A 14,972-nucleotide genomic window follows, 5' to 3' on the forward strand; every position below is an offset into this window, starting at 1 on the left:
AATAACGACACATCATTTATTTTATGCGTCGCTAAATAATTTATAATCTACAAAATCCAGTTTGTCACAATGTTAATTATGCGAAACTAGGGTGTATTCAATGATTAAGTTTGTTTGAGTTCCAAGTTCCATTATTATATAAACACAAATTAGGGGGTTAGAAAGATATGTACTGATTAGATATAAATTTGGATTATAGTACTACTAAAGAATATAGGTTTAGATATAAAAGCAAATGTGATTGTGCTTATTGCAGAAATTATTATAAAACTTTTAAAATTAAATATCTTAAAACGTCCAAATTATTGGAGAATTTTGGTTTATGTATAGATTTCCCCTTAGAAACTATGCCATTGGAATATGATGAAATGAACAAGGAAATAGAATATATATCATATTATCCAGTTAAAGGTACGATAGATGAGGATAGCTTAATATTAAACTTAGAAGAACTTGAAGTAAGAATTTTAAAAGGGAGTGACTTAAACAATCCTTGTCCTAATCCCAAAATGGAAGCACCTTATTTATTAATAGAAATATCTGGAATCAAGTTACCTTGGATTTTGGATGAAGAGATAGAATAGAAAATAACATAGTGATCATTTGTGGGTGATGAGGTGGAATTCAGAGCTTAATAAAAATAACAGGTATTTAACTGATAAATTATTAAAGGGTGTTTCAGATACTTCTGGGATAGCAGTGTATTCCCACGGAAATGAGATAGTTAAAGCAGCACTTTGGGCAATGTCTACAGTAATTATAATTGACTTAGTTGTACCTATGGATTTAATACCTATTCTTCCATTTTTAAATGATGATTTAATTATTCAATAATAATACTATAGTGGTAGTATTTGTGTTCTATAAAAGACAACTACTAGCACCCATTTAATATAGTAAGTGAGGTGAAAGATTATGAAAAGAATAAGTCTTAATGTAATTGATTATGGAATTAATGATATAAACACAAAATGGTGGAAACAAATTATGTCTGTATTTTTAAAACCAGGTAGTGATTTTGAAATTCGATGCTGGAAAGATGAAAAAGAGGAAATAGAAAAAGCTTTGAGATTTGGAAAACTTAATGAGGCTGAAAAAAGCAAAAATGAAATATCAATTAATGGAAATTTGACAGAAAAAATGATACAGGAAATTCTTGCTGAACCCAAACCAAATGATTATGATAAATGGATTGATTTTTTTACAATCAATATTCAAGATAATTTTTGTAGCGCTCATTACGGAACTGAAATCTATATATATGATTTAACAGACCGTGATGTTGAAATTATCAAACAAATTATATTACCGATACATGATTTTTTTAGTTTTGGTGTGTTTGATATTGATAAAGATTAAAATGTTTGCACAGATTTTAAGAGATATCTAGTGATGGAATCCTTGAAGAAATTAAGCAATTATAAAGTAAAAGAAAGAAACTATAAAATAAATCTAATGGATAGGTTCCACTTAATATGAAGAACTAATTATCACTATGAACTAAAAGGATTAGTAAAATATGGAGACTTTAGACTATTAGAAAATAAAGATCCTCATGAAAAAAAATATATTCACAATTTTAACGGACCATAGATATAAAAAATAATATAGGGAGGGAAAAATAATAACTTACAATAAATTAGTTAGAGATAAGATAATTGATATAATCCAGGCAGATGTGAAAAGCTAGAATATGGAATAATGGATAGGAAAGAATATTTAGTCTATCTTAATCAAAAGTTAGAAGAGAAATTGGAAGAATATCTAGAATCTTTAGTGAACTTGAGAACTTTAAATTACAGAGGATTTTTTACCCAAGCAAAAAGGGAAAATTATTGAGCTTAGGGATTATCAAGAAGAAGCTCTAGCTAATTTAGAAGAAATGAGACATAACAATGAAACTATTGGTTTATTGTATCATGCAGCAGAGGAATGTGTCATAATAGTGATGGGTGCAATAAATGCTTTGAAATCAAGGGTTTCAGGAACTTTAACCAAATATAATTCATGCATTGCTTAGAGTAATTAGGATCTAATTGCTGTAAGCAATGTATGAGAGGTAAAGAGTTTGGTTCTTTAATAGTCTACAATTATTTAGTATAATTATATTTAAAATGATAATAGCTACGTAAATGTAATAAAACATGTCATAATCGAGGAGGAAATTATGAAGAAAATTCAGATTGTAATATATCCTTTTTGGATTATTTTATCTTTTCTTACTTCTATTTTTATAATGATAAAATTATATCCCAATTATATAAATAATGAATTCCCTCCATTTTTTATTTTTTCATATTCAATAATACATTTATTCGGCAGGATATTGAGTAGTATAGTAGCGATAAGTAACAAATGGATATTATTAATACAAGCCTTTTTAATTTTCATGGCTTTTATTATTTCCCTTAACTTTATGGAATTTAGTTTAGGCATTAGAATTATGATTTCAATTATTTTTATAATAATTAGTAGTTTACATTTTATCATAACAAATATTTTATATAGAAAATATTCAGACCGAATTTAGATTTACATTCTTTGCATTTAGCGACACAAGCTTAGATAAAAGCCTGTAAAATTTTTTATAATTAATGAAGTTGGTATTATATTGTATCTTTGAAATAAAAGTTCTGGAGGTAAAGCTGTGAGTGAAATATCAAATCAAAATAATAATATTTTTTCAGAAATAAAACAAGTTATGCTTGAGGCAAGAAACAATGTTGCAAGCGTAGTTAATGTTGAACTACTTAAAGCTTATTGGCAGATAGGAAAAATAATAGTAGAACATGAGCAGGATTCTCAGGAACGTGCAGCATATGGTAGAGGATTAATAAATGAGCTTTCTAAAGAGTTGACAACAGAATTTGGCAGAGGTTTTTCAGTGTCTAATTTGCAGTTCATGAGAAGATTTTATCAAGACTATCCAATTCAACAGACACTGTCTGTTAAATTGAGTTGGTCTCATTATTGTGAACTTTTAAGTGTTTCTGATTTAAGCAAAAGATCTTTTTATGAAAAAGAAGCTATAAATTCTAAGTGGTCAGTTAGAGAATTAAAAAGACAAATAAATACATCCCTCTTTGAGAGAATCCTATTATCAGAGGGAAAAGCAAATAAAGAAACTGTTCTCAACTTATCTAAGAAAGGGATTGAGCTCTTAAATGCTGAAGATGTCTTGAAAGACCCATATGTTTTTGAATTCTTAGGAATACCACAAAACAAACCAATGATGGAAAGTGACTTAGAAAAAGCCCTAGTAGAGCATATAGAAAAATTTCTATTAGAGCTTGGCAGAGGATTTATGTTTGTTGGAACCCAGCAGAGAGTTACTTTAAATAATACTCACTACTATGTGGATATGGTGTTTTACAACAAAATATTGCGTTCATATATTTTAATAGAATTAAAAACAAGTAAATTAATGCCTGAAGCAGTGGGACAACTTAACATGTATTTAAATTACTATCAGTCAGAAATCAATGATGAAATAGATAATCCTCCTATTGGAATAATCCTATGCACAGATAAGGATAATGTAGCGGCAGAATATGCATTGGGGGGTCTATCAAATCAAATATTTGCTTCTAAATATACACTTTATATTCCAGATAAGCAAAGATTAATAAAAGAAGTAGAGGCTATTGTAGAGGAATGGCATGAAGAACAATAAATTATAAATATTGGAAGAATGAAAAGACAAGAAAAAAGTGAAATATATTAAATTGAAGAAGCACTAATAACAAGCCATAGCTAATTAGGAAGGAATAAAGCCCATAAGGAGAAATATAGCACTTTTATATCATGCTACAGGATCTGGTAAAACAGCTGTATTAATGATGACCCCATATGTTTTAGAAACTAACAAAGCCTTAATAATAACTCCAAGTAGGTTAGTGCGTAGTCAGATTTATGAAGAGTATTCAAATTTAAAGACATTAACAAAAGTTAATGTTCTCTCTGACAATATTAAAAAACCTAAGGTATATGAGATGAAAGGACTTTATAAAGAAGAGCAAGATAATTTGATAGAAAATGCAGATGTTATAGTAGCTACAGATAGAGGTGGTTTAAGTTTATCTAGGGTGGAGGCAATTAAAAGGAAATTTGATTTGGTTTTGATAGACGAAGCACATCATGTTCCTGCGAAAACTTGGACTGAGATATTAGGAAATATTAATAAAGCAAAACATGTTTTATTTACTGCAACTCCCTTTCGTATGGACAAGAAAATGATTAAAGGAGTTACTGTTTATAACTACCCCCTATCTCAAGCATATAAGGATGGTATTTTCGGAGAAATTCAATACATCCCAATACCTAGTGCACAAAATAAGGACTATTTAATTGCAAGGAAAGCTGAATCAATATTATTATTAGATAGAGAAAAAGGATATGAACATTTTTTAATGGTAAGAGCTAATAGCAAAAATAGAGCCAAAGAGTTGGAAGACTTATATAAATCTGAAACGAAACTAAATTTAAAAAGAATTGATAGTTCTATGGACTCAAAGAAAGTGTATCAAATTATAGATGAGCTACGCAGTAAAGAACTAGATGGGATAATATGTGTTAATATGCTTGGAGAGGGGTTTGATTTTCCAAATCTAAAAATTGCAGCTATACATGATCCACATAAATCTTTAGCAAATACCCTACAATTTATAGGAAGATTCGCGCGTACAAATGCCGAAAACATCGATGTAGCGAAATTTATAGCAATGAATGATGAAGAATTAGTAATTGAGAATAAAGAGTTATATAAAAGTGATATGATTTGGCAAGAAATTATAATTGACTTAAGCGAAAACAAGATAAATAAAGAAGAAATGGATAAGGTATATATAGACGAATATTCAATTGATAATAAAGACCAAATTGACTCTGACTCGAATTTATCATTACATACTATTAGACTCAATTGTCATGCAAAGCTATATAAGGTAGTTGGGTTTGATATTCATGGGAAATTTCCTGAGTTCTGTAATATCTCATACGGGCCATTTTTAAACCACGATGACAATACGGTGGTTGCTATAGGTAAGGGGTATGAAAATCCGAAATGGTATACTGGTGATAATGTGAAAGATGAAGAAAACCTCTTATATATAGTACATTACCAGGAACAGACTAAAATCTTATATATATACTCGCAAGTAAAAAGTGAATTCATTTATGAGCAAATAGTAGAATCCTTTTCTAAGTCTTATGAGAAAATACCGAAGCATGAAATGCATAGGGTATTAGGCAATTTAAGAGAGTTTGAAATATTTAATTCTGGTATGCAAAATAGGTTTAATGAATCGGGAGAATCTTATAGAATATCTGCTGGATCGGATGTTAGTCAAGCCATTGATCCAAGTACAGGTAGACTATACTCTGCAGGGCATGTGTTTTGTAAGGCAATATCAGAAGAACAACAAATCACAATTGGTTATAGTAGTGGTTCAAAGATCTGGAGTAGTGCATATACAAATCTAAAGGATTTTATATCATGGTGCGATTATAATGGAGCGAAGATCTTTAATTCTGAAATGGTGGTTAAAACTAATACTAACTTTGATTATTTACCTATTCCCAAGCGACTTGATAAGTATCCAAAGAATATTTATTTTGCAGATCTCTCAGGAGAGTCATATAACAACCCTTCATTAGTATATTATAAAAATAACGAAAATGAGATCGGTATCGTGACTGATCTGGATATAAGTATAATAAAAATAGAAAGTGAATTAATAACAATACAAGCTTCCATCAGAGAATATGAACAAACCATAACTTGTGATTTGAATGGGAATTATCAATCATTTGAAGATGAAATATTGGTTTTTGAAGGGAGACAAAATATTGGACTTGCTACTTATTTTTCAAGTTATCCCCTAACATTTCGTACAACTGATGATGCAATGATTCAAGGTATTGAGATTAGTGTAGGGGATCCAGAAGCTATTGTATTTAGCAATCAGAATATTAAATCTATTCCTTGGAAAGAAAAATATGGAACAAATGTTAGTTTGGAATTTAGAACAAAAAGAACCTGTAAAAAAGGTAAATCAATTCAGGATACCCTTTATGAACTGTTAATGGAGAATCAAGAAATAGACTATATTATATATGATCATGGTACTGGGGAAATGGCTGATTTTATAACAATTCACAATAAGGAATTGGAATATGAGATTACCTTATATCATGTTAAGGCAATGAGTGCAAAAAATTATAACTCTAGTGTAGGGGATGTTTATGAAGTTGTAGGACAGGCTATAAAATCAACAATATGGCTTAAATCTAAGTCAATATTACTTCAAAAAATTAAAAGTCGAAGGAAATCTGGGCATTGTGAATTTAAGAAAGGTGAGTATGATAAGTTCCTACGGGATATGAAACAGCAGGATAAAGTGTTACGGGGAAAGATAATAGTAGTTCAGCCTTCAATTTGTAAAAACATCAATATGCCAGATAAGATTCAGGAGGTATTAGCAGCAACAAGTTACTATATTAGTAATTCAGGGAAAGTAAAATCTTTTGAAATATGGGGCAGTTAAAATAAAATTGGCTAAAGTTATTTTAAATAAACAGAAGAATTCGTTTGTTAAAGATGTATAGGGACTAATATACAATATATATTTTAATTTGATTTCAATTATTTTAAGGATTATTTTAAGATAATCAATAAAATTAGAAATATTTACAACCATATTTTAAACAAATATCATGGAGGTATAACCTATGAAAAATCCGACGGTTTTTATTAGCTATAGCTGGGATAATCCAAGTCACAAAGATTGGGTTATAGCATTAACAAATGAATTAAGAAGGAATGGAATTGATGCTACATTAGATGAATTTATTACCCAAAAAGGTACTGTGAATTTAAATAGAATGATGATAGAAAATATTATGAGAAGTGACTATACTTTGGTTATCTTAACTGATAAATATGCAGATAAGTCAAATGAGTTCAATGGTGGGGTAGGATATGAAACATCATTGTTAATTAATAATATAATGGAGAATGTTGAGAAGATAATACCTATTATGCGATATAAGGGTGATAGGAGTAAAGCTGTTCCATTTTATTTAAAAGGGATATCATATATTGATTTCTCTAATGATAGTGATTTTGGTGAAAAGTTTGAAGAACTAAAATATAAAATATTAAAAATAGATAGAATAGCAATGGAGCCCTTAGGAACAATTCCTACTCTTAAATCTAGGATGATCGGAAGGGAGACATTATATAAAGAGGCAAGAAAGGAAGATGTATTAATACCTGATTTTAGGGAGATAACGGATAAAGATAAAAACAAATTTATAAAAGATAGTTATTCTGAAATTATTCATTATTTAACTGAGCTAGTAGAACAAACTAAACAAAAAAATCATAATTTTGATTATGATATTGACTTAGTAACAAATAAAAAACATATCATAAAATTTTATATTAATGGTATGGAAAAACAAACAGTAAAGATATGGTTGGATAATAAGTTTTCAAAACAAGAAAATATATTATTATCATATGGTAGATTTGGGATTAACAGTGATAACTCTTGGAATGAAATGATAGTTTGCGAAGTAAATAAAAAAAAGGAATTAATATTAAAAATGACTATGAATATGTTCGGAAATGGAGAACCTAAGAATTCAAAGGAAATTTCAATTGAAATATGGAAGTATATCTTACAATTTTTCAAATAATTGATTTGGGAGGTATAGAATTGTTATGATTGACTATTTAGGGGTCAGAGGGCATTTTTAAGGTCATAAATATGAAGGTAAAAAATCAAGAAAACAGTGGGCAATTTTTTATAATATAGAAAAATTTATTAATCCAAATAAAATAAATGTTTTCTATCCTAAAAATATGTTTGTCCAAGATGAAAATCTAGAAATATACATATTTCTAGAGAGTAAGATCTTGAGAGGTAGAATTATAGATGATACCATAATAGAAATAAAGGTTTTATCTTTTAGAGATATTAAAGGTTTTACATGTGAATGTATTAATGATGGGGAATTTTGTAATAAATTAACATTGGAATTTATCAACAAGATTCTGCAGTAGAACTAGATTTAACAGAACTCGTAGGGCTGTACACTCAGTCATTGATGAAATTCGTAAGGAGCTTACTAAAATTCTAGGATACCGTGATAAATCAGTTAGAATTGTAGAGAGCACTCCTATTCCTGTATGCAAGTTTGGTAGAGCACATTTTCATAAAACCTTTAAGGTGGATGCAGCTTATGGATATTGTGCCTCCAAGAAAGAGACTTACTATGGATTTAAGCTACATGTTTTTACTACAGTTGATGGTTATGTTACAGATTTCGTCCTTACTCCAGCTAATATTGATGATAGAGAGGCTGTATGGGAGTTGGTTGAAACCTATGAACATATAACTATTCTAGGTGATAAGGGCTATGCCAATAAGCACTTATCTTCAAATTTAGAGACTGAAAAAGGAATTCAGCTGCTATTTATGAAAAGAGATAATGCTAAAAATCCTCATCCAAAATGGCTTCGTCAACATATTTTTAAGCTCAGGAGGAGAATTGAAACCACTTTGTCACAACTAGCTGGGCAGCTAAATAGCAACAAGGTTCTGACCAAATCTATGCTGGGTCTTATTGCAAGACTTAAAACAAAGATTTTAGCCCATAATCTTTGTTAGAGCATCAATCAAATGTTAGGAAATAACATAAATCTAGGGCACATTAAATAACTCATATTTTGATAATATTCCCAAATTGCTTTCTTAAGAGGTATCTTTTTTCAAAAAAATAATTGGTAAGTTTATCTAATCTCAAATTTACTAGCACAACAAGTTAATTAGTATATCTATTTAAAATTCTGCTTTAAGATTATAAAAAAGCTTCTATGAAGACAATTTCCTTATAAAAATTAGTTAAAGAACCATCTAATAAATATTTATTAGATGGTTCTTTAATAAAAAAATGGGAAAACTCTATTTAAATCAGTAAATATTTTATAAGGAATAGGAAATCTCTACTTTACTACTCCTATATATAGATTTTATTATAGTTGCAAATTATATTATTATTGATATTTACTAATAAATGTTATAATATAGTGAATTATGGTAGAGAGAGCTTTATTTGTTGTAGTAGGAGGAAAATAAATTGGAAAAGAGTTTAAAGAAAGCCTTTAAAGATATATTTAAATGGACTTTAGTATTGTGTATAATTTTAAGTATGCCTATTTCTAAATCATTTGCTGCTTCTTCTAATATTGAAGATAGAAAGGCAATTATACTGATATTGGATAAAGTTAGTATTGAAGAAATTTTTAATAGCAATACTCCTAATATGGATATATTGTTGGAAAATGGTGCCATGGGATTTATGAATATACGAGCAAAGTCAAGTTTGGCTAATAGAGGAAGTACATACCTTAGTTTAGGAATGGGTGTAAGAACTTTAGCTCCAAGTGAAGGAGCTTTAGCTTTTCAGACTTCAGATGGGAAAATTGTAAATACAGGAATTAAAGACATAGAAGAAACAGCTTTAGATGTTACGCCAAACAACCAAGTTGGACTTTTGGGTAAAATAGCCAAGGAAAATGGCATTGTAGTTGGACTCATAGGAAGCAGTGATTTAGATACACTAGCTAGAGAAGCTACTATGTTAGCTATGGATGAAAATGGTGTAATCCCTTTTGGTTATATAGATTCTGATTTGTTAATTTCTGATGATGATGTTTTAGAAGGAAGCAGATTAAATCAAGAGAGGCTATTGGAAGAAGCAGAAAGTATCTTACCTGATATAGATATATTATTTATAGAATATGGAGATACAGTAAGAATAGAAACAACAGATGAAATAACTACCAAAGAAATTAGAGAAGAGCAAAAAATTAAGGTTATTGAAGGAGCAGATTTATTTTTGGGTCAGGTCATGGAAAAAGTAGATTTAGAAAAAACTTTATTTATGGTCATAACTCCCAACCCTTCATCAGAAACCATTAGCCGAGGAAACTTTGGTCTGACTCCTATAATTATGTCAGGACCCAATACTCAAAGGGGATTATTGACTTCAAGTACAACTCGCAGGGAAGGATTGGTTACTAATTTTGATTTTGGACCTACTGTTCTTGGATTTTTCGGGGTTTCTGAACCTAGAAGTTTTATTGGAGAATCAATGACAGTAGTAGATAATAATAATCCTGAGAAGGTTTTACTTAAAAATCAAGATCAAAATTTATATCTAAGGAAATATCGAAGTTATTTTCATAAATCCTTTATAATCCTTATAGGTATCACTTTAATTGGATTTTATTTGCCTAGACTTACAGGATGGAATAAGCTTCCAAATGATATTCTTCATTATTTAAGTATAACAGTAATGATAGTTCCTTTAATGATGATGACAGTCTCACTGACTGGATATAAATCTATAATTTTTGATCTCATCTATGTATTTGGAGGCTCTTTAATTATATCTTATATTTTAAATAAAATTTTCAATGAAAAATTGGTAATCATAGCCATATTGGCATTGGTAACCAGTGGTTTACTGCTAATAGACATTTTCTTTGTTAAGAAGTTGATGATTATATCTCCATTAGGCTCTGATGCTATTGCAGGAGGGAGATTTTACGGCATAGGTAATGATTATATGGGGATATTGTTAGGTTCTACCATATTAAGTTTTTTTGTACTATTCCATCTATGTAATAGTACAAAATATATAATGACAATTTCTATAACTTCATATATGATTTTAGTAACAATAGGTCTTAGTCCTTTTTTTGGAGCTAATATGGGTGGAACATTAGCATCTATACTATCTATTTTAATGATAGTACTTGTTATATTTGATAAAAGACTTTCTTTAAAGAAAATAGCTTTTATAGTTGTTGGGGCTATTTTGGGAATTTTATTATTAGCAAAACTAGATTCTCTGTTTAATCCAAATCCTACCCATGCAGGGAAGGCATTGGAAGCTCTGATGATAGGTGGCTGGAGTAAATTTTTTGAAATAATCGGTTCTAAGTTGAGACAAGTACTTTGGAATTTAATTAATTCTTCATGGAATATTATTTTATTCTCAGAAGTAATTTTATGTGGTTTATTATATAGATATAAAAATATGTTAATGGAATTAAAAGAAAGGTATTCAAATTTATATAAAGGATTTGTTACGATTCTTTTATGCAGCATAGCTATATTTTCATTTAATGATACAGGAACCATAGGTACAGCCTTGGCATTGACCTATTTATTTGTACCTTTAGGGGTAGTTATAAATGATAATAGTATACTATAGTAAAATATATATTTAAAAAGGAGCTTTTTACAAATGAAAAATGAAAGCAATATATATAACCCGAGAAACAGTGGCAGAGTAAAGGTACGGTCAAGAAAAAGGAAAATCCTTTTTTTAAAAACTTTATTCATCTTAACTATTTTAACATTTTTCTGTATTATTATTGTTAAAAATATAATAAAACCACCTGCTATTCCAGATTTAAGTGAAGATAATCTTGCAACCTATGGCGATACAGCTTTTATTATCCCAGAAGTAAATGATGATGATATGCTTATTGGGAACAATCTAGATATACCTGAAGGTTTTACAATGGAAGATAGAAAGGAACAGTTTTATACCTTTTTAATTTTAGGCTTGGATAAAGGTGTAAATACAGATACAATTATGGTTGCTTCCTATGACGGAATAAATAAAGAAGCAAATATTATAAGTGTCCCACGAGATAGTTTAGTAAATGTTAAGAGAAAAGTAAAAAAAATAAATGCTGCTTATCCAGCAGGAAATTTAAATGGTGGGGGAAAAGAAGGTGGCATCAATCAATTAAAGAGAGAACTGAAAACCATAATAGGATTTGTACCTGATTTCTATATTGGTATAGACTTAGATGGTTTTGAAAGAATAGTAGATGCTGTGGGAGGAATAGACATTAACGTACCAATAGATATGAAATATGATGACCCTACACAAGATTTACATACTAATATAAAAAAAGGACAGCAGGTTTTAAATGGGGAAGATGCTTTAAAATTTGCACGTTATAGAAAAGGTAATAATAGCAAAAATACTATTAGTGATTATGAACGTATGGAAAATCAGCAGATTGTAATTAAAGCTATACTTACTAAGCTGTTGAAACCAGCTAATATACTGAAGATTCCTGAATTTATAGATATATTTAATGAGAATATATATAGTGATATAAAGACTGAAAATATGTTGTGGTTTGCAGATCAACTTAATAGAATTAAGGGAACAGAAGCATTATCCACATATACAATGCCAACAACAGGAACTAGTGGAGTACCTATGTATTATGAATACTTAGATAAAGATGGAATTCTTCAACTTGTGAATGACACCATTAATCCATATAAAAAGGCTATAGAAGATATTCACTTAGATATTATTGGAGGAAACTAAGAAAAGTTGTAAATAAAAACCTATTTAAACTTTAAGTTTAAATAGGTTTCTCTATTTTTTATCAGTAAGTCCTTTTTTACGCCAATTACCTTTTCTATAGAAAATAAAAGTTATAATTGCTCCTAAAGTCCAAGAAAGCAATAGGGATATGAAAGTAGACTCAGGTCGTCCTGTAGGATAAGCATCGCTTCTAGTGAAATAAGCAATACCATAAGCTATAGGTACACGAATAAGCACTGTAGTAATTAGTGAAATCCACATAGGAGTTACAGTATCTCCTGCACCACGCATAACTCCAGATAAACTTTGAGTTATAGCCATGGCAATATAACCTACTGCTAAAATTTTCATCATGTGCATACTTAAATCAACTAGTTCCTGCGTATCAGTAAATACACCCATAAGTTGTCTGCCAAAGAGTAAAATTATAATTGTTATTACAGTAGACACTCCAACTGCAATCATAGTACCATCTTTAGTACCCTTTTCAACTCTTTCCATTTTCTTTGCACCTATATTTTGTCCAGCATAAGTAGTCATAGCACTTCCAAAGGAAAAGTTTGGCATCATAGCAAATCCATCTACACGCATGACAATTACGTTACAAGCTATTACCATTTCTCCAAAGCTATTAGTCAAGGATTGCACAACTATCATTGCAAGAGAGAATATTGCCTGTGTTAAACCTGACGGTAATCCAAGTTTTATTAATCTATAGGAAAATTCTTTATCTAATTTTAAAGTTTTTAGGCTTAAATCAAAGTTATCCTTCATTTTCATTAGCTTAATGATACAAAGTATTGCCGAGATTCCCTGTGCAATTACAGTAGCCAATGCAACTCCAGGTACTCCCATATTAAATCCTGCAACAAACCAAATATCTAGCACTACATTTAAAAATGTGGAAATAAGCAAGAATACAAGTGCAGAAATGGAATCTCCAAGGCCACGAAGAACTCCAGCTAAAATATTATAATAGGCAAAACCTGCAATACCAACAAAGTAAATAATGAGATAATCTGTACACCATTCTATTATTGTATCAGGTGTATTAAGAAAAGAAAGTAATGGGCGTGTAACCATAGGACCAACAACCATGATTATTATAGATGCTAAAGCAGTAAGACTTATACATATACCAATTGTTTTAGAAAGCCGTTCTCGATCCTTAGCTCCAAAATATTGAGATACCATTATACCTGCACCTACTGAAATTCCAACAAAGAGTACAAGTAAAAGATTTAATATAGGAGATGCACTACCAACGGCAGCAAGAGCATTATCGCCTACATATTTACCAACTATAATGGAATCCGCAGTATTATAAAACTGCTGGGCTATATTACCAATTAACATGGGAATAGCAAATTGGGTAATTCTTTTCCAAGGAGTACCCTCTGTTAAATCTTTAGGAGCAAATAGTTCTTTTAAATTTGCCATATTTCAACCTCCTTAATTAACTTTATTTTATTACGTAAGAACTAGTGTATAATAATAAAATTGCTTTGTCAATGAACTCATGAGCTTATAATAAAAAGTAATTGTATATTTCTAAAATAGGACTATCTAAAAGTGGAATAACCAATACGATTATGATAAAATGTATTTTATATTCATATAATTAAAATATAAGTCAAATCAAAAGTTTGACAATATATGCAAAGGAGATGTAGAAAATGGACACCATATTCTTGGCACTAAAATCTATAATACTAGGTATTATAGAAGGATTAACAGAGTTTTTACCAGTATCTTCTACAGGTCATTTAGTTATTTTTCAAAATTTAATTGGATTTAATGGAACAAATCCTAAGTACGTGGAGATGTATACATATGTAATACAATTAGGGGCAATATTAGCAGTAGTTATTCTCTATTGGAATAAAATAAAAGATACCCTTTTGAATTTTTTTCCACAAAAAGTTGGATATGAGAAATCAGGATTTAGATTTTGGTTTATGATATTTATAGCTTGTATTCCGGGAGGAGTTTTTGGAATATTATTGGATGATTTAGCAGACAAATATTTATTTAACCCAATATCCATAGCAATTACACTATTTGTAGGTGGAATACTTATGATATATGCAGAAAATAAGTTTAGGAATAAAAGGGTTAAAACAAAGGAGTTAAATGTAACAGTAAAACAGGCTATTACAGTTGGGTTATTTCAATGTCTTGCCATTGTTCCAGGAATGTCTCGTTCTGCCTCTACTATTATAGGTGGTTGGGTATCAGGACTTTCTACAGTTGCGGCAGCAGAGTTTTCATTTTTCTTAGCAATTCCAGTTATGGTAGGAATGAGTACATTAAAGATATATAAAATTGGAGGAATATTGGCACTTAGCGCAGCAGAGCTAATTTCTTTAGCAGTAGGATTTTTTGTATCATTTATAGTGGCTTTAGTAGTTATAAATAAGTTTATTTCATATCTGAAGAAGAGACCTATGAGAATATTTGCCATATATAGAATGGTATTTGCAGTTATAGTTTTAATAGCAGGAGCTAAAGGATTATTTTAGCAAATAAATATTAACAAG

At 29.7% G+C, this 14,972-nt stretch carries 11 protein-coding genes and 1 pseudogene; 11 read left to right on the forward strand and 1 reads right to left on the reverse strand.

The window, feature by feature from the left end:
- Window positions 1-368: 368 nt before the first annotated feature.
- The 10 genes and pseudogenes from KQI41_RS01805 (at window position 369) to KQI41_RS01850 (ending at window position 12,432) form a co-directional block, all read left to right on the forward strand.
- Window positions 369-584 carry a hypothetical protein gene (locus KQI41_RS01805; protein ID WP_216584701.1) on the forward strand — a complete coding sequence of 72 codons (216 nt, stop codon included), beginning with the start codon at window positions 369-371 and terminating at the stop codon, window positions 582-584.
- A gap of 28 nt (window positions 585-612) precedes the next feature.
- A complete protein-coding gene (locus KQI41_RS01810; protein ID WP_154442247.1) occupies window positions 613-834 on the forward strand; it encodes a hypothetical protein in 222 nt (73 codons plus the stop codon).
- 81 nt (window positions 835-915) lie between these two features.
- Complete coding sequence (locus KQI41_RS01815) at window positions 916-1,359, forward strand: hypothetical protein (RefSeq protein ID WP_154442245.1); 444 nt, start codon at window positions 916-918, stop codon at window positions 1,357-1,359.
- A 1,288-nt stretch (window positions 1,360-2,647) separates the two neighbouring features.
- On the forward strand, window positions 2,648-3,673 hold the full coding sequence (locus KQI41_RS01820) for a PDDEXK nuclease domain-containing protein (protein ID WP_425335884.1): 1,026 nt from the start codon (window positions 2,648-2,650) through the stop codon (window positions 3,671-3,673).
- 115 nt (window positions 3,674-3,788) lie between these two features.
- The gene (locus KQI41_RS01825) at window positions 3,789-6,545 is read left to right on the forward strand and encodes a DEAD/DEAH box helicase (RefSeq protein WP_342366205.1); all 2,757 of its coding nucleotides are present in this window, start codon (window positions 3,789-3,791) and stop codon (window positions 6,543-6,545) included.
- A gap of 184 nt (window positions 6,546-6,729) precedes the next feature.
- On the forward strand, window positions 6,730-7,701 hold the full coding sequence (locus tag KQI41_RS01830; RefSeq protein ID WP_216584703.1) for a toll/interleukin-1 receptor domain-containing protein: 972 nt from the start codon (window positions 6,730-6,732) through the stop codon (window positions 7,699-7,701).
- Window positions 7,702-7,843: 142 nt separating this feature from the next.
- On the forward strand, window positions 7,844-8,068 hold the full coding sequence (locus KQI41_RS01835) for a DUF3908 family protein (RefSeq protein WP_425335893.1): 225 nt from the start codon (window positions 7,844-7,846) through the stop codon (window positions 8,066-8,068).
- Window positions 8,043-8,672: pseudogene (locus KQI41_RS01840) on the forward strand (IS982 family transposase); the annotation flags it as partial. The gene KQI41_RS01835 and the pseudogene KQI41_RS01840, both read left to right, overlap by 26 nt.
- 472 nt (window positions 8,673-9,144) lie before the next feature.
- Entirely contained in the window at window positions 9,145-11,289 is a 2,145-nt protein-coding gene (locus KQI41_RS01845; RefSeq protein ID WP_216584704.1) for an alkaline phosphatase family protein, read from the forward strand.
- A 33-nt stretch (window positions 11,290-11,322) separates the two neighbouring features.
- A complete protein-coding gene (locus tag KQI41_RS01850; protein ID WP_216584705.1) occupies window positions 11,323-12,432 on the forward strand; it encodes an LCP family protein in 1,110 nt (369 codons plus the stop codon).
- 51 nt (window positions 12,433-12,483) lie between these two features.
- Here KQI41_RS01850 and KQI41_RS01855 read toward each other — a convergent pair whose 3' ends face one another.
- Complete coding sequence (locus KQI41_RS01855) at window positions 12,484-13,872, reverse strand: MATE family efflux transporter (protein WP_154442315.1); 1,389 nt, start codon at window positions 13,870-13,872, stop codon at window positions 12,484-12,486.
- Between the two features lie 236 nt (window positions 13,873-14,108).
- On the opposite strand from KQI41_RS01855, the gene KQI41_RS01860 reads away from it, so the two are divergent.
- Window positions 14,109-14,954 (forward strand): undecaprenyl-diphosphate phosphatase, encoded by an 846-nt coding sequence (locus KQI41_RS01860; RefSeq protein ID WP_216584706.1) that lies wholly within the window; start codon window positions 14,109-14,111, stop codon window positions 14,952-14,954.
- Window positions 14,955-14,972: the final 18 nt, after the last annotated feature.

It is taken from the genome of Tissierella pigra (assembly GCF_018917845.1).
Lineage (GTDB): Bacteria > Bacillota > Clostridia > Tissierellales > Tissierellaceae > Tissierella > Tissierella pigra.

What these genes read in the sequence shown, in the direction of transcription:
- KQI41_RS01805 (WP_216584701.1), top strand. Translation starts at nt 369, where the DNA reads ATGAACAAGGAAATAGAATATATATCATATTATCCAGTTAAAGGTACG.
- KQI41_RS01815 (WP_154442245.1), top strand. Translation starts at nt 916, where the DNA reads ATGAAAAGAATAAGTCTTAATGTAATTGATTATGGAATTAATGATATA.
- KQI41_RS01810 (WP_154442247.1), top strand. Translation starts at nt 613, where the DNA reads ATGAGGTGGAATTCAGAGCTTAATAAAAATAACAGGTATTTAACTGAT.
- KQI41_RS01860 (WP_216584706.1), top strand. Translation starts at nt 14,109, where the DNA reads ATGGACACCATATTCTTGGCACTAAAATCTATAATACTAGGTATTATA.
- KQI41_RS01855 (WP_154442315.1), bottom strand. Translation starts at nt 13,872, where the DNA reads ATGGCAAATTTAAAAGAACTATTTGCTCCTAAAGATTTAACAGAGGGT.
- KQI41_RS01830 (WP_216584703.1), top strand. Translation starts at nt 6,730, where the DNA reads ATGAAAAATCCGACGGTTTTTATTAGCTATAGCTGGGATAATCCAAGT.
- KQI41_RS01850 (WP_216584705.1), top strand. Translation starts at nt 11,323, where the DNA reads ATGAAAAATGAAAGCAATATATATAACCCGAGAAACAGTGGCAGAGTA.